Below are 15,458 nucleotides of genomic sequence, written 5' to 3'. Positions count from 1 at the left end.
GCGGGTGGCGGCCAGACGGTATCAGCTGCCGAGGGTGCGCTGACGGACACTGGCACGGTGCCGACTGCAGCAGTCGGCCTCGCCGACGACGAAGCGGCTGGGCGACTCGACGCGGTCGATCGGCATGCCGCAGCGATTGCCGCTGGACAGCTGGGCAACACAACTCGGCTGCTGGTAGTGCGCCAACCACTGGCTGTATTGCGCCTCGCTGACGAAGCACTTGGCGGCGACATAGGCAATGGGACTATGTCGATAGGTGGGGATGTCCTGCAGCGGGATGGTCAGGTGGCCGGCCCCCGGATGGTAGGCAACGAACACCACGCCCTGGGCGGTCAGCTGTTCGAGAATCTGTCCGCCGCCCTCGCGGGCCAGACGGTCGCGTTCCTCGGCGAGTCGAACCACTTCGGCGCGCAGCAGGGTCTCCTCGGTGGCCTGGCTGGCGAGCCGGGCATCCAGGCGAGCCAGGCGCTCCTGATATTCGAGCAACGCAGCGTTGATGCGTGCCTTGGCCTCCTGTTCGAACTGCGCGCGCAAACCTTCCTGCTCGCTGCGGCCATCATGTGCGGCGGCCTGCAGGCGCAGGTCCATCTCCTCGCGCACTTTCTGGAAATTCTCGGCCTGGGCGGTCAGCCGCGCCTTGAGCGATTCGTTGCGCTGAGCTTGCTCGGCCTGTACCTGCTCCATCTGCTGCAGGCGCTGGAGGAGCTCCTGCTCGCGCTGTTCCGCCTGCAGACGCAGGCGTGCCAACTCCTCCTCGTGCTGCTGGGTGAGGCTGGCGATGCGCAGACGTTGCTGCTTGAGCAACTGGGCGGCCTTGGCGCGCTCTTCCTGCTCGGCCTGCTCGGCCTTGCGCGCCACCTCCGAGGAGCGGATCAGCTCGAGGTCGTCGGGCTGCATGTACCACTTGTGTTCGGGAGCCACCTTCAGCTTGCCCGGCTCCAGCACCTGAGGGGCGTCCTCTTCGACCAGTACGCCGAGATTGTTGCGCTTGGCGGCATCGCGGATCAGCAGCAGGTCGTTCTGCGCAGGCGACAGACTGGGATCCCACAGATGCATCTGGTGCCAGGACACCGGGCACTGGCTGCGACAGGCCAGCCGTACCGGACCGGCGCCCAGATCGGGGCCGCTGCCGCCACGCTCGGCCAGATGGCGCAGAGGGATGTTCCAGCCGCGATCGGCCTCGCCCTTGTCGCCGAAGTCCAGATAGAAAAAGACCGCGGCCTTGACCAGCAAGCGAGGATTGATCACCACGAAGGCCGCGCGCATCTGCTGATCGGCGAACTCCGGCAGGTTGACCACCCCATCCAGCAATGCTTCGAACTCTGGATAGAGCATTTCCTTGCAGATGCCGCGTTCGTTGAAGAACATCACGGCTTCTACCATCTGCGGCTTCTTCTGCAGGCTCATTCTCGTCCCTCGTACAGGCACCCCATACACCACATCCTGCCCAGGTTGAATCATCTATCCCATTTCCGACGCAAGAACCCTGCCCGTTGCGCCGAACTTTTGCTGGCGAGAGTCTAGGAGAAAAGTCCCGTCAGGCAATGTGAAGGGGTTGGCAGGCTCCCGGTACGATTTTCCACCAAGACCGCAGGGGCCATAAAGTGTGACACGGTAGCCCTCGATGCATCAGGGCCGCCGACAACACAGCAATACATGGCAACGGCACATCCGACGGACGGAGAAGACGGCACCCTCTCCTCAAACGAACCGAAGGCGCCAACAGCAAACAGCCCGACGGCACGCGGCGCATCGGGCTGTTCGAGGAAAAGGGTATCCGCACGCAGCGGATGGGGAACTACAACTCGGTGGCGTCGTCGGCCGACTCCGGCAGATCGCGCTCTGCGGCACGCCACTCCAGCAACTCTTCCTGATAATCGTCCATGGTGGATCCTCTACTTGTCTGATGTGTTCGTTGTCTTCTGACTCCGAGTATCAGCCTAAAGATCCGCAATGACGAAAAAATGAATGTTGCAGAAAGTAAAAAGCCCTCTGGCATCAGCCAGAGGGCTTTTCGTATGGCGCAGCGGACGGGACTCGAACCCGCGACCCCCGGCGTGACAGGCCGGTATTCTAACCGACTGAACTACCGCTGCGTGTCGGTTGGACTTGCGTCCGATACAACGTTGTGAAGCGTCTGATCGCAGAACCCTTAGGCTTTTACGATCTCGAATCTGCCAAGGGCAAACCCGAAAAATAATGGCGCAGTGGACGGGACTCGAACCCGCGACCCCCGGCGTGACAGGCCGGTATTCTAACCGACTGAACTACCACTGCGCGTCGGCCGGACTTGCGTCCGAATACTTCTTTCGTGACAAGGTTTGGTGGCTGATGACGGGATCGAACCGCCGACCCCCTGCGTGTGATGCAGGTGCTCTCCCAGCTGAGCTAATCAGCCATTAGCCTTGCGACGGGGGCGAACTTTACGCATCACCCCGAGCTAAGTCAATAGCCCACAAGGATTTTTTTCATTCCTCCGGACTCACCTACGTCGCGCTCAGGGCAGATAGAGCATGCGCCGGCTCATGCCGCCATCGACGACGAACTCCTGGCCGGTAACGAAACCGGCCTCGGCCGACAGCAGCCAGGCCACCAGCGCCGCCACGTCCTCCACGCTCCCGACCCGGCCGGCGGGATGCTGGCCATGATCGGCGGGACGCAGCGGCTCGGCGCGCCGTGCGGACGGATCGCGCGCATCGATCCAGCCGGGACTGACCGCATTGACACGCACCTCCGGGCCGAGGCTGACCGCCAGCGCATGGGTCAGCGCCAGCAGCCCGCCCTTGCTCGCCGCATAGGCCTCGCTGTCGGGCTCCGACTGATGGGCACGGGTCGAGGCGATGTTGACGATCGCCCCGCCACTCGCCCGCAGATAAGGGGCACAGCACTTGGCGAGCAGCATGGTGCCGGTGAGGTTGACCGCCAGCACGCGGTTCCAGCGCTCCAGGTCGAGGCTTTCCAGCGGCGGATTGTAAGGCTCGGCCAGCGCGGCGTTGCTGACCAGGGCATCGAGCCGGCCGAACTGGCCGATCACCTCCGCCACCCGCAGCAATACCTGCGCCTCGTCGGCGACATCCAGCTGCACGAACCAGGCCTGATCGCCCAAGGCGTGGGCAACCCGCGCGCCACGCCGCCGGTCGATGTCGGCGAGCACCACCTGCCAGCCTTCGGCGATCAGCCAGGCGGCGATACCGAGACCGATGCCGCGCGCTGCTCCGGTGACCAGGGCCACCGGGCGCAGGCCGTCCGCCCGCAACGCCATCAGAGTGCAGCCAGGCCGCGGGCCAGATCGGCCTTGATATCGTCGAGGTCCTCGAGGCCCACCGCGACGCGGATCAGGCTGTCGCTGATCCCGGCGGCTGCGCGGGCTTGCGGGGTCAGGCGGCCATGGGAGGTGCTGGCTGGATGGGCGATGGTGGTCTTGGTGTCGCCCAGGTTGGTGGTGATGGAGATCATCCGGGTATTGTCGATGACCCGCCAGGCGGCGGCCTTGTCGCCCTTGACCTCGAAGCTGACCACCGCACCGAAACCGCTCTGCTGGCGCTTGGCCAACTCGTGCTGCGGATGGCTGGGCAGACCGGCATAGTAGACGCGCGCCACCTGCGGCTGCTGCTCCAGCCACTCGGCCAGCGCCTGGGCGCTGGCGCAATGAGCGAGCATGCGCACCTTGAGCGTCTCCAATCCCTTGAGGAACAGCCACGCGTTGAACGGGCTGAGGGTCGGACCTGCGGTGCGCAGGAAGCCGACCACCTCCTGCATGTGCCTGGCACTGCCGGCGACTACGCCGCCCAGGCAACGCCCCTGGCCATCGATGTACTTGGTCGCCGAGTGGATGACGATATCGGCTCCCAGAGCCAGCGGCTTCTGCAGCACCGGCGTGCAGAAGCAGTTGTCCACTGCCAGCAGTGCTCCCTTGGCATGGGCGATCTCCGCCAGGGCGGCGATGTCGACCAGTTCGGCCAGCGGGTTGGACGGCGACTCGACGATGAACAGCTTGGTGTTGGGCTTGCAGGCGGCTGCCCAGGCCTCCAGGTCGGCCAGCGGCGGATAATCGACCTCAATGCCGAAACGCTTGAAGTACTTGTCGAACAGACTGATGGTCGAGCCGAACACGCTGCGCGAGACCAGCACGTGGTCGCCGGCGCTGCACAAACTCATCACCATGGCGAGAATGGCGCCCATGCCCGAGGCCGCGGCGACCGCCTGCTCGGCGCCCTCCAGAGCGGCGATGCGCTCCTCGAAGGTGCGCACGGTGGGGTTGGTATAGCGGGAATAGACGTTGCCCGGCTGTTCGCCGGCAAAGCGTGCAGCGGCGTCGGCGGCACTGCGGAACACGTAGCTGGAGGTCATGAACAGGGCTTCGCCGTGCTCTCCCTCGGGACTGCGCCGCTGCCCGGCGCGCACCGCCAGGGTGTCGAACCCGGCGCCGTCCAGGTCGCTGTCCAGCCGTCCGGCCTGCCATTCTTGGGTCATTTAAGCCTTCTCCTCGACGCGGCAGGAAGGCTCTCGGACTGGCCGGCACTGCCGCCGGTTATGCGAAAGGCAGCGCCGGAGACCGGCGCTGCCACCTGTGACTCAGTTGTTGTGCAGATCGATGATCGCGCTGGCGGCGCCCTGCTTGCCCTTGGCGAGGTCGTTGCGCGCCTGTTCGATGCGATTCAGGTAGGCCTCGTTGACGTCGCCGGTGACGTAGTTGCCGTCGAACACCGCGCTGTCGAACTGGGCGATCTTGATCTTGCCGCCGCCGACCGCTTCCTTCAGGTCGTCGAGATCCTGATAGACCAGCCAATCGGCACCGATCAGCTCGGCCACTTCTTCGGTGCTGCGGCCGTGGGCGATCAGCTCATGGGCGCTCGGCATGTCGATGCCATAGACGTTGGGATAGCGCACCGCCGGCGCCGCGGAGCAGAAATACACATTCTTCGCGCCGGCATCGCGGGCCATCTGGATGATCTGCTTGCAGGTGGTGCCGCGCACGATGGAATCGTCGACCAGCATCACATTCTTGCCGCGGAACTCCAGGTCGATGGCGTTGAGCTTCTGGCGCACTGACTTCTTGCGCGCGGCCTGGCCGGGCATGATGAAGGTGCGGCCGATGTAGCGGTTCTTGACGAAGCCCTCGCGGAACTTGACGCCCAGCTTGTTGGCCAGCTCCAGCGCGGAGGTACGGCTGGTATCGGGGATCGGGATGATCACGTCGATGTCGTGGTCGGGCCGCTCGCGCAGGATCTTCTCGGCGAGCTTCTCGCCCATGCGCAGGCGCGCCTTGTACACCGATACGCCGTCCATGATCGAGTCCGGACGCGCCAGGTAGACGTGCTCGAAGATGCACGGGGTCAGCTGCGGATTTTCCGCGCACTGGCGGGTCAGCAACTGGCCTTCGGGGCTGATGTAGATCGCCTCGCCCGGTGCCAGATCGCGGATCAGAGTGAAGCCGAGTACATCGAGGGCCACGCTTTCCGAGGCGATCATATACTCGACGCCCTCGTCGGTGTGCCGCTGGCCGAACACGATCGGGCGGATGCCGTGGGGGTCTCGGAAGCCGACGATACCGTAGCCGGTGATCATCGCCACCACTGCGTAGCCACCGCGGCAACGCTGGTGCACGCCGGCCACCGCGGCGAAGATGTCATCCGCGCTCGGCTGCAGCTTGTTGCGCACCGCCAGCTCGTGAGCGAACACGTTGAGCAGCACTTCCGAATCGGAATTGGTGTTGATGTGGCGCAGGTCGGACTCGTAGATCTCCCGCGACAGTTGCTCGACGTTGGTCAGGTTGCCGTTGTGCGCCAGGGTGATGCCATAGGGCGAGTTGACGTAGAACGGCTGCGCCTCGGCCGAGCTGGAGCTGCCGGCGGTCGGGTAGCGCACATGGCCGATGCCGATGTTGCCGATCAGCCGCTGCATGTGCCGGGTATGGAACACGTCGCGCACCAGGCCATTGTCCTTGCGCAGGAACAGGCGACCTTCGTGGCTGGTTACGATGCCGGCAGCATCCTGGCCGCGGTGCTGCAGGACGGTAAGCGCGTCGTACAGCGCCTGATTGACGTTCGACTTACCGACGATACCAACGATGCCACACATGCGACACAACCCCTACAAAGTCAGGCTAGAGCGGAAAGCCGGAGCGGCCTGGCAGGCCGACGGCAGCTGACGACTGCTGGAAGAACCCGAGCACCAGGCTCTTCGACCAGTCGGCAATCATCAAAAAATCTGGCAGCAGTTTCGACTGCTGCCACCAGGGATCCTGCTGCACCGGTGCCAGGCTGAGCAGGCCGATGGCGATAACCACCAGCAGGGCGCCACGGGCGAGGCCGAAGATCATTCCGAGCAATCGATCGGTGCCACTGAGCCCGGTGGCCGTCACCAGCATGCCCAGCAGATGGGTGATCAGGGCGCCGACCATCAGGGTCAGCACGAACAGGATCGCGCACGCCGCGATCACCCGCGCCGAAGGCAACTCGATGTAGGGCTCCAGGTGGGCCGCCAGGGCACCGCCGTACAGCCAGGCCACTGCGCCGGCCGCCACCCATACCACCAGCGACAGAGCTTCGCGAACGAAACCGCGCGTCAGGCTGATCAACCCGGAAACGGCAATCAGCGCAATGATGGCCCAGTCGACCCAGTTGAATGACACTATGTTGCTCACTGGCACATGGCGGGAAATAGAGCGCGGATTCTAGCAGAGTGCGGGGCGACGAGTCAGCCCGCCGCGCTCAGCGGCCCTCGGGCTGAAAGCGCACCACGATCGGGCTGAGCTTGTACTGGCGGGCGATTTGCGCGCTCACCCGCTCGGCCTCGCCGCGCTCGATCAGCGGACCGACGAACACCCGGCTCATCCCCTCCACCGTGCGAATGTAGGCAGCGAGGCCCTGCTTGCGCAGCCTGTTCTGCAGCTCTTCGGCGCGCGCGCGGCTGGACAGGCTGGCCAGCTGCACGGTCCAGCTGACCGGCAGACCATCGGTATCCAGGCGACTCGGCGCCGCCGTGACAGGCTCGCTGGCAACTGGCACCGGTGCCGGCGCTGCCTGGGGCGGAGCGGCCGCGGCAATCGGCTGGCTTGGCAGCTCATTCACCGGCGCGGGCGCGGCCAGCGTGGGCTCGACCGGCACCTCTGCTGCTTGCGGCTCTGGAACGGCCACCGGCTCCGCCGGCGCGGGCGCCACCGCGGGCATGGCCGGCATGGGCGGCGCCTCGACCTGTACCGGGCGCTGCTCGTCCTCGCGCTGGAACAGCATGGGCAGGAACACCACCAGCAGTGCCAGTAACACGGCGGCGCCGACGATCCGCTGCTTGAGTCTTCGATCCAGCAAGGCCATGCGTGAACGCTCCTTATCCCGGGTTTGCCTGACGTTCGGCGGCGGGCAAGTCTTGCTGCTCAAGCCACAGCAAGGCATCGGCCACGCTGTAGAAGGAGCCGAACACCAGGATCTCGTCACCCTCGCCCGCCTGGGCTGCCTGCGCCTCTATCGCCGTCGCCACCGACGGCCAGGCGTCGGCGCTGGCACCTCGCACCTGCAGCGCGGCCAGCAACTCCTCGGCACTGCGACTGCGCGGCGTCGGTAACGGCGCCACCGCCCAGTGTTCGACCAGCCCCGCCAAGGGCTCGATAACCCCACCAAGATCCTTGTCGCCGAGCAGCCCGAATACCGCCAGTCGTCGTCCCTTGGGCGGGCGCTGGGCCAGACGGCCGGCCAGATAGTGAGCGGCATGGGGATTGTGCCCGACATCCAGCAACAGGTTGAACGTGCGCCCCTGCCAGACCAGCTGGCGACGGTCCAGACGCCCGGTGACGCGGGTCTGGCACAAGGTCGCAGCCACGGCTTCGCCGGCAAGAGGCAGGGCCAGCAGCGCAAAGACCTGCAGAGCCAGCGCGGCATTCTCCATCGGCAGATCGAGCAGCGGCAGCTCACCCAACTCTAGTGGATGCCCAGCGATGTCGACACCGCGCCAATACCAACCTTGCGCTGTGATGGCCAGATCGAAATCGCGCCCGCGCAGACGCAGCGGACAGCCAAGCTGACGCGCCCGCTCGAGCAGCGCCGGCGGCGGATCCAGATCGCCGCAGACCACCGGTTTGCCGGTCCGGAAAATGCCGGCTTTTTCCACTGCCACGCTGTCGCGACTGTCGCCCAGCCACTCGACATGGTCGATACCGATGCTGGTGACCACCGCCACGTCGGCATCGACCAGGTTGACCGCATCCAGGCGGCCACCCAGGCCGACCTCAAGCACCACGGCATCCAGGGCCGCACGCTCGAACAACCAGAAGGCGGCCAGGGTGCCCATCTCGAAGTAGGTCAGCGAAGTCTCGCCGCGCGCCGCCTCGACGGCAGCGAAGGCCTCGCAAAGCGCCGCATCGCTGGCCTCGCCTTCCGGCAATTGCACCCGCTCGTTGTAGCGCAGCAGATGCGGTGAGCTATACACGCCGACGCGCAGCCCGCTGGCACGCAGCAGGCTGGCGAGAAAAGCGCAGGTCGAGCCCTTGCCGTTGGTGCCGGTGACCGTGATCACGCGTGGCGCCGGCCGGGCCAAACCGAGACGCTGTAGCACCAGGCGGGCACGCTCCAGCCCCATGTCGATGGACACGGGATGGAGCTGTTCGAGATAGCTCAGCCAGTCGGCGAGGCTACGATTCATGCGCTCGCCGCGACGGGAGTCGGCTGGTGGGTCAGCTGGGCCAGCAGGCGGGCCAGGCGCACACGCAGCTCGGCACGATGGACGATCATGTCCACGGCGCCATGCTCGAGCAGGAATTCGCTGCGCTGGAAACCTTCCGGCAGCTTCTCGCGCACGGTTTGCTCGATCACGCGCGGACCGGCGAAGCCGATCAGCGCCTTCGGCTCGGCGACATTGACGTCACCGAGCATGGCCAGACTGGCAGACACACCGCCGTAGACAGGATCGGTCAGCACGGAGACGAAGGGAATGCCCTCCTCGCGCAGACGGGCGATCACCGCCGAGGTCTTGGCCATCTGCATCAGGGAGATCAGTGCCTCCTGCATGCGCGCACCGCCGGAGGCCGAGAAGCAGATCAGTGGGCAGCGCTTTTCCAGCGCGACGTTGGCGGCGCGCACGAAGCGCTCGCCGACGATGGAGCCCATAGAACCACCCATGAAGGAGAATTCGAAGGCGCAGGCCACCACTTTCAGACCCTGCAGGCTGCCACTCATGGCCACCAGGGCGTCCTTCTCGCCGGTGTCCTTCTGCGCCGCCACCAGGCGATCCTTGTACTTCTTGCTGTCACGGAACTTCAGACGATCGACCGGTTCCAGATCGGCAGCGATCTCCTCGCGCCCCTCGGGGTCGAGGAAGAAGTTCAGGCGAGTGCGCGCATTGATGCGCATGTGGTGATCGCACTTGGGGCAGACATCCAGAGTCTTTTCCAGCTCGGGACGGTAGAGCACCGCATCGCAGGACGGGCATTTATGCCAGAGTCCTTCTGGAACAGTGCTTTTCTTCACCTCGGAACGCATGATCGAGGGAATCAGTTTGTCTACCAACCAGTTGCTCATGCTCTGTTCTCCGTAGGCCCGCGGCGCCGAGCGGCGTCAGACCGCACAGCGCCTCGGGCAGGTTCACGTTGGGTCGCCTCGCTTGCTGACGACCGGGGTGCGCGCGGGCGACAGGGCGACGCGCGCAGGTAATTCATGCCGGCAAGGTTCGCCTTGCCGCGATATCAGGTATGGACGGCGGCGACACGGCGACCGTCACATGCAGGCGCGCACGGCAGCGACAAAGGCACGCACTTTCTCGGCATCCTTGATGCCCTTGCCGGCCTCGACGCCACCGCTGACATCCACCGCCCAGGGGCGCACCTGGCGGATCGCCGCAGTGACGTTCTCCGCTGTCAGCCCCCCGGCGAGGATGATCGGGCACCCGGGATCCTCGGGCACCAGCCGCCAATCGAAAGCCTCGCCGGTACCACCGGGCACGCCTGCAACGAAGGTATCCAGGAGCATGCCCGCCGCCTGCGGATATTCGGCGCAACGGGCACGGATGTCCTCCCCCGGCCGAACGCGCAGCGCCTTGATGTAGGGCCGGTGATAGCCCGCACAATCGCTGGCTGTCTCGTCGCCATGGAACTGCAGCAGATCCAGCGGTACCGCCTCGAGGATTTCGTTAAGCTCGCAGCGCGAGGCGTTGACGAACAGGCCCACGGTGGTAACGAAGGGCGGCAGCGCCGCGACTATCGCCCGCGCCTGCTGCACGCTGACCGCCCGGGGACTCTTGGCGTAGAACACCAGTCCAATGGCATCGGCGCCCGCCTCGGCCGCCACCAGCGCATCCTCGACACGGGTAATCCCGCAGATCTTGCTGCGAACGACTGGCAACTGAGGACCCTCCGGCGGATAAAGCCGCGATGGTAACAAAAGCCCGAAACCTCGTCAGCCTATGGCCCGGCTCAGGCACCAGGCGCTCAGTCGTCGAGCGCCGAGAGGAAATGCGGACCGAGATAGCGTTCCGGCAAGCGAAACTCGTCGGGATACTCGACCTGCACCAGGTACAGGCCATAAGGATGCGCCGTCACTCCACCGCTGCGCCGGTCACGGGCAGCGAGGATCTCCGCCACCCACTGCGGCTCACGTTCGCCGGCACCGATGGTCATCAGCACGCCGGCCATGTTGCGCACCATGTGATGCAGGAAAGCGTTGGCGCGGACATCCAGGACGATGAACCGCCCATGCTCGATGACCCGCAGGTGGTGGACGGTCTTGATCGGCGACTTGGCCTGGCACTGTACGGCGCGGAACGAGGTGAAGTCGTGGGTGCCGACCAGCGCCTGGGCCGCCTCGCGCATGCGTGCGACATCCAGCGGGCGATGGTTCCAGGTGATCTCCTCGGCCAGATGGGCCGGTCGCACCGGATCGTTGTAGATCACGTAGCGATAGCGGCGCGCCATTGCGGAGAAGCGCGCATGGAAATGCGCCGGCATCGGCTGCGCCCAGGTCACGCTGATGTCGCCTGGCAGACCCGCATTGGTACCCATGACCCAGGCCTTGAGCGGGCGCTCGACGCGGGTGTCGAAATGCACTACCTGACCGCTGGCATGCACCGCGGCGTCGGTACGCCCGGCACAGACCACCGAGACCGGCTCGGCGGCCACCTTCGACAAAGCTTTCTCGAGCGCCTCCTGTACCGAAGTCACGCCGTCTATCTGGCGTTGCCAGCCGCGATAACGGGCGCCCTTGTATTCGATACCGAGAGCGATCCTGGAAACGCCGACGGCAGCCACTTCGGCTGCCGTCGGTTGTGCATGGATAACCGTCATGCTCAGGCGATGCGCCCCATCATCTCGCGCGCTTCCTGCTGCTGGCTGGAATTACCTTCCTTGAGCACTTCGTCCAGGATGTCGCGGGCGCCTTCGGCATCGCCCATGTCGATGTAGGCACGCGCCAGATCCAGCTTGGTGGCCGTCTCGTCGGTATCGGCCAGGAAGTTGAAATCCTCGTTGCCGGTGAGCGCCGGAGCGGCTTCGATATCCAGCTCGTCGAGCGAAGGCAGCTCGTCAGCCACCACGGGTGCCGCTGCAACCGCTGCAACCGCAGCTACCGGCGCAGGCGCGCTGGGCACCGGCTCGGTGGTCAGATCGGCCTGGGCCAGGAACTCGTCGAAGGCGGCATCCAGATCCAGTTCGGCAGCGCTGGCATCGCTGGTACCGCCCAGCGCCTGCAGCTCCCGCTCCAGTTCGTCCATTTCCGGCAGCGCAGCGAGTTCGGGCTCCGGCGAGGCAGCAGCCAGGTCCACATCGGCCAGCTCGAGCAGGAAATCGTCGCCGTCCGCCTCGGGCAGTGCGGCGGGGGCCTCCTCCAGGCTCAACTGATCTAGCTCAGCCAGCAGATCGTCGTCCGTCTGCGGAACCGCCGCCTCGTTGCCCGCCTGCAACAGCGGCTCCTCGAGATCGAAGGAGAAGTCGTCCTCCGCGGCAGCCGCCGGGCTAGCAGTGGCCTCCAGCTCCAGATCGAAGCCCTCTGCCTCACCCAGGCCGGCATCCACCTCGAGGGTGGCAAGCTCGTCACCCAGGCCGTCCAGGGTCAGCTCATCGAGCGGCAGGGCATCGGAAGTATCGCGATTGGCTGCCAGCTCGCGCTCGAGTTCGGCCTCCAGATCATCCAGGCTCAGGTCGAAGTCGTCGCCCTGGCCGCCGGCGGCAGCCGCAAGCGGCGCCTCCTCCGGCTCGGACTCCAGCGCCATGCTGTCGAAGGAGAATTCGTCGGCCGCTGCGACCGACTCGGCGAGCACTTCCGGCACCTCGTCGAGGCCGAAATCGGCCACGCTGGCACCGAGCGCTGCACCAGCGCCAACCCCGCCAGCGGCGGCGAGAATCTGCGGGTAACGGGCACGCAGTTGATCGATCTGCGGCTGTGCACCGCCGATTTCGCCGAGCTCGGTTTCCTGACGGGAGAAGCCTTCGCGGTCGCCCATCTCCGCATAGACCTCCATCAGCTTCAGACGCAGGTCGGCACGCTGGGGTTCGTCGTTCAGCGCATTGCGCAGCAGCTCAGCAGCCTGGCTGAAGCGACCGTAGGTGACATACATCTCGGCTTCGGCCAGCGGATCGGACTTCATGGGCCCGGACTTGGGCTCGCCAGCGCGCGCCGGAGCCGGTGCAGTAGCCGGAGTGTCCCCCACAGACGGGTCAGCCTGCGGCTCGAGATCCTGGAACAGCCCACTGGCCTGTTCGTCGGCAGCCGCCGCCTTCAGCGACTTGCGACGCGAGTTGATCATCAGACCCAGGCCGGCCAGCAAGGCCAGACCGCCGCCGCCGGCGGCCAGCAGCAGCGGATTGGCCATGATCTCGTCGACCAGGCTGGGCTCGTAAACGGGTGCCGGCGCCGGCTTGACCGCCACGGGCTTGGGCGCCGCCGGTTTCGGTGCGGCCGGCTTGGCGGCCTCGGCGACAGGGGCAGGCGCGGCGACCGGAGCGGCAGGCTCCGGCTGCGCAGCCGGGGTTACGGCTTCTGCGCTGACTGCCGGTGCCGGCTCGCCCGGCTGGCCATTGGTCGGTGCCACCGCAGGGGCGGGTGCCGCGGCAGTCTCGAGCGGCTTGCTCTCGGCCGCCGCCGGAGCGCCGGCCGCCTCCGCTGCCGGCTCGGCCGCCAGGCCACCCTGCAGCTTGGCCAGTTGTTCGTTCTTCAGCTCGATCAGGCGCTGCAGCTTGTCCAGCTGGCTTTGCAGATCGGTGAGGCGCTCCTTGAGCTCCTGATTCTCCCGCTGCGTGGTCGCCAGGCTTTCCTGGTTGAGCGCCAGCTTGTCGGCCAGCGCCTTGCTGTTGCCCGCGGCGCCGTTATCGCTGCCGTTGGTGGACTTGCCGGCGGCGGCCGAAACCAGACGCAGGTTGTCCTCGCTCGCTGCCTGGGCCGGTGCATTGCCGGCCTCGCTGCGGCGCGTGGCGTCGAGCTGACGGGAAGCCGCGACCGGCTGCACGGCACGCCCTTCGCGCCAGGCACTGTTCTGCGCCGCGACCTGGGCCAGGGCATCGGCCTGGCTGCGCGTGCGGATCTGCTCGTCGTTCGGCAGGCGCAGGACCTGGCCGCTCTTCAGACGGTTGATGTTGCCGTCCAGGAAGGCATTCGGGTTGAGATCCTGGATGGCCAGCATGGTCTGGTGGACCGACACCGCACCGCTCGGACGCACGCGGCTGGCCACTTCCCACAGGGTGTCGTCGCGATCGGTGCGGTACTCATTGCCTTCGATGCGGCTGGGCGCCGACGCGGGAGCTTCAGCGCGCGACGTCACCGGCTGCGGACGGCTGATCGGCGCCGAGGTGCTGACGCGGGGCGCCACCGGGGCGGCCTGCGGCAGACGCGGCGCGGCGGCGGCCACGGTTTGCGGCGAATACAGCGGCGGATCGAGCAGCACGGTGTATTCGCGCAGCAGGCGGCCATTGGGCCACAGCACCTCGACCAGGAAGTTGAGGTAGGGCTCGCGCACCGGCTTGCTCGAGGTGACGCGGATCACGCTCTTGCCGTTGGGTTTGAGGATCGGGGTGAACTTGAGATCGGTGAGGAAGAAGGGACGATCGACGCCGACCTTGCTGAACTCCTCCACCGGGGCCAGCGAGGGGATCACCTCGCCATTGCCGAGATCGCGCACCTCGAGGAGTTCGATCTCGGCTTCCAGCGGCTGGTTCAGGGAGGACTTCAGCGCGATATCACCCAACCCCAGCGCATGCGCCATGCCGGAGGTCAGCGCCGAAGCGGCGGCGATTGCTAGCACCAGTTTGCGTACCCGAACCATAGCGTGTAATCCCTTGTTTCTTCGTGTCTCGCCAAGCGAGTCGGTGGCGTGACCGGCAGTCGGAAGCGCTCGCAGCCGCCCCGAAAATTGCCCAGCCAGGATGGAGAAGGCCTACAAAATCTCGGCCCAGTATCTTTTAGAGGGGGTGTTTAAGCAACAACTCGCCCAGCCGTACGGCATTGAGCGCCGAACCTTTTCGCACGTTATCTGATGCAATCCACAAATTGAGTTCGCAGGGGTCGAGCAGGCCCGGACGCACCCTGCCGACATACACCAGATCCTGGCCAAGAGCGTCGCCGACCGCGGTGGGATAGTCGCCCTGCTCCACCCTTTCCAGCTCCGGAGCATCGTCCAGGCAGTGCAGGACCACCGGCAGATCGACCGGCTCGGCGCACAGCAGACTGACCGCCAGACTGTCACCGAAGAACACCGGGGCCTGCACACAGGTCACCGCCACCGGCAGTGCCGGCTCGCCGAGCACCTCGCCCAGTTCGCCGGCCAACCGACGCTCGTCGCGGGCATGGCCGTCAGGCTGCTCGGCGCTGGCGCGGGCCAGCAGGTTGAAGGCGATCTGCCGATCGAAAAGTTGCGGCTCGAGCGGGCGGGCATTGAGCAGTTGAGCGGTCTGCCGGGCCAGTTCCTCGATGCCGTCACGACCGTGGCTCGACACCGCCAGGCACGCGGTGACCGTCACCCGGCGCAGCGCCAGTACCTGGCGCAGGGTGCCCAGCACGCTGGCCAGCGCGACCACGGCCGGCAGCGGGCTGCGCAGCCAGCGGGCCGCCTCGGCCTGCTGCGGATTGACCTCGGCCACGACGCAGGGCGCCTGCTCCGCGCTCAACGCGCAGCTCAGATCGACCAGCGCGCAGCCGGCATCACGGATCCGCGCCAGTTGCGTCGCCGGCAACGGCTCGAGCAGGAACACCAGCTTCACGCTGGCGAAATCGAAGGCGTCCACCGCCCGCACGCGCAGATTGCGCTCGCGGAATGCCGCCACCTGGCCGATGGCCGCATCGAGCGCCAGGGGATACAGGTTGCCGATCGGGAACTCGCGCTCGTCGAGCGCCATCAGCAGCGCCTCGCCGACCAGGCCGGTGGCGCCGACGACGGCGATATCGAAGGTTTGACTCATGAACGACCTCTAAGAAAAGGTGTGGCACTTTAGCGAGCGACGCCATGACTGGGTAGGCGCCGGAGGCGGGCAACGGACGACCGGTTAC

General features: G+C 66.2%; 12 protein-coding genes and 3 tRNA genes. All 15 read right to left on the bottom strand.

Annotated features, from left to right (window positions below):
* Window positions 1-21: 21 nt before the first annotated feature.
* The 15 genes from LMJ29_RS16920 to LMJ29_RS16850 all read right to left on the bottom strand — a co-directional run bounded on the left by LMJ29_RS16920 (window position 22) and on the right by LMJ29_RS16850 (window position 15,370).
* Window positions 22-1,407, bottom strand: coding sequence for a chromosome partitioning protein ParA (locus LMJ29_RS16920; protein ID WP_229606696.1), 1,386 nt, complete (start codon window positions 1,405-1,407; stop codon window positions 22-24).
* 612 nt (window positions 1,408-2,019) lie between these two features.
* Window positions 2,020-2,096: transfer RNA gene (locus tag LMJ29_RS16915), tRNA-Asp, on the bottom strand.
* 104 nt (window positions 2,097-2,200) lie between these two features.
* Window positions 2,201-2,277: transfer RNA gene (locus LMJ29_RS16910), tRNA-Asp, on the bottom strand.
* Window positions 2,278-2,322: 45 nt separating this feature from the next.
* Window positions 2,323-2,398: transfer RNA gene (locus tag LMJ29_RS16905), tRNA-Val, on the bottom strand.
* 99 nt (window positions 2,399-2,497) lie between these two features.
* Window positions 2,498-3,262: an SDR family oxidoreductase gene (locus tag LMJ29_RS16900; protein ID WP_229606695.1), complete on the bottom strand. Its 765-nt coding sequence runs from the start codon at window positions 3,260-3,262 to the stop codon at window positions 2,498-2,500.
* Window positions 3,262-4,473 (bottom strand): O-succinylhomoserine sulfhydrylase, encoded by a 1,212-nt coding sequence (locus LMJ29_RS16895; protein ID WP_229606694.1) that lies wholly within the window; start codon window positions 4,471-4,473, stop codon window positions 3,262-3,264. Before LMJ29_RS16895 ends, LMJ29_RS16900 begins: the two co-directional genes overlap by 1 nt.
* 102 nt (window positions 4,474-4,575) lie before the next feature.
* Window positions 4,576-6,081, bottom strand: coding sequence for an amidophosphoribosyltransferase (gene purF / locus LMJ29_RS16890; RefSeq protein WP_229606693.1), 1,506 nt, complete (start codon window positions 6,079-6,081; stop codon window positions 4,576-4,578).
* A gap of 25 nt (window positions 6,082-6,106) precedes the next feature.
* On the bottom strand, window positions 6,107-6,634 hold the full coding sequence (locus tag LMJ29_RS16885) for a CvpA family protein (protein WP_229606692.1): 528 nt from the start codon (window positions 6,632-6,634) through the stop codon (window positions 6,107-6,109).
* A gap of 79 nt (window positions 6,635-6,713) precedes the next feature.
* Entirely contained in the window at window positions 6,714-7,316 is a 603-nt protein-coding gene (locus LMJ29_RS16880) for an SPOR domain-containing protein (protein WP_229606691.1), read from the bottom strand.
* A 13-nt stretch (window positions 7,317-7,329) separates the two neighbouring features.
* On the bottom strand, window positions 7,330-8,637 hold the full coding sequence (gene folC / locus LMJ29_RS16875) for a bifunctional tetrahydrofolate synthase/dihydrofolate synthase (protein ID WP_229606690.1): 1,308 nt from the start codon (window positions 8,635-8,637) through the stop codon (window positions 7,330-7,332).
* Window positions 8,634-9,512 (bottom strand): acetyl-CoA carboxylase, carboxyltransferase subunit beta, encoded by an 879-nt coding sequence (gene accD, locus LMJ29_RS16870; RefSeq protein ID WP_229606689.1) that lies wholly within the window; start codon window positions 9,510-9,512, stop codon window positions 8,634-8,636. Before accD ends, folC begins: the two co-directional genes overlap by 4 nt.
* A 195-nt stretch (window positions 9,513-9,707) precedes the next feature.
* Entirely contained in the window at window positions 9,708-10,331 is a 624-nt protein-coding gene (locus LMJ29_RS16865; protein WP_229606688.1) for a phosphoribosylanthranilate isomerase, read from the bottom strand.
* Between the two features lie 86 nt (window positions 10,332-10,417).
* The gene (gene truA / locus LMJ29_RS16860) at window positions 10,418-11,269 is read right to left on the bottom strand and encodes a tRNA pseudouridine(38-40) synthase TruA (RefSeq protein ID WP_229606687.1); all 852 of its coding nucleotides are present in this window, start codon (window positions 11,267-11,269) and stop codon (window positions 10,418-10,420) included.
* Window positions 11,270-11,271: 2 nt separating this feature from the next.
* On the bottom strand, window positions 11,272-14,238 hold the full coding sequence (locus LMJ29_RS16855) for a FimV/HubP family polar landmark protein (protein ID WP_229606686.1): 2,967 nt from the start codon (window positions 14,236-14,238) through the stop codon (window positions 11,272-11,274).
* 136 nt (window positions 14,239-14,374) lie between these two features.
* Window positions 14,375-15,370 (bottom strand): aspartate-semialdehyde dehydrogenase, encoded by a 996-nt coding sequence (locus LMJ29_RS16850; RefSeq protein ID WP_229606685.1) that lies wholly within the window; start codon window positions 15,368-15,370, stop codon window positions 14,375-14,377.
* Window positions 15,371-15,458: the final 88 nt, after the last annotated feature.

Source organism: Pseudomonas oryzagri, from assembly GCF_020831405.1.
Taxonomy (GTDB): Bacteria; Pseudomonadota; Gammaproteobacteria; order Pseudomonadales; family Pseudomonadaceae; genus Geopseudomonas; species Geopseudomonas oryzagri.
Note: the sequence above shows the minus strand (reverse complement) of the source record. Positions and strands in the feature narration are given on the sequence as shown.

Bases quoted from the DNA above. Each gene is read 5' to 3' on its own strand.
- LMJ29_RS16900 (WP_229606695.1), bottom strand. From the start codon at position 3,262: ATGGCGTTGCGGGCGGACGGCCTGCGCCCGGTGGCCCTGGTCACCGGA.
- accD (WP_229606689.1), bottom strand. From the start codon at position 9,512: ATGAGCAACTGGTTGGTAGACAAACTGATTCCCTCGATCATGCGTTCC.
- LMJ29_RS16895 (WP_229606694.1), bottom strand. From the start codon at position 4,473: ATGACCCAAGAATGGCAGGCCGGACGGCTGGACAGCGACCTGGACGGC.
- LMJ29_RS16920 (WP_229606696.1), bottom strand. From the start codon at position 1,407: ATGAGCCTGCAGAAGAAGCCGCAGATGGTAGAAGCCGTGATGTTCTTC.
- LMJ29_RS16880 (WP_229606691.1), bottom strand. From the start codon at position 7,316: ATGGCCTTGCTGGATCGAAGACTCAAGCAGCGGATCGTCGGCGCCGCC.
- LMJ29_RS16850 (WP_229606685.1), bottom strand. From the start codon at position 15,370: ATGAGTCAAACCTTCGATATCGCCGTCGTCGGCGCCACCGGCCTGGTC.
- folC (WP_229606690.1), bottom strand. From the start codon at position 8,637: ATGAATCGTAGCCTCGCCGACTGGCTGAGCTATCTCGAACAGCTCCAT.
- purF (WP_229606693.1), bottom strand. From the start codon at position 6,081: ATGTGTGGCATCGTTGGTATCGTCGGTAAGTCGAACGTCAATCAGGCG.
- LMJ29_RS16855 (WP_229606686.1), bottom strand. From the start codon at position 14,238: ATGGTTCGGGTACGCAAACTGGTGCTAGCAATCGCCGCCGCTTCGGCG.
- truA (WP_229606687.1), bottom strand. From the start codon at position 11,269: ATGACGGTTATCCATGCACAACCGACGGCAGCCGAAGTGGCTGCCGTC.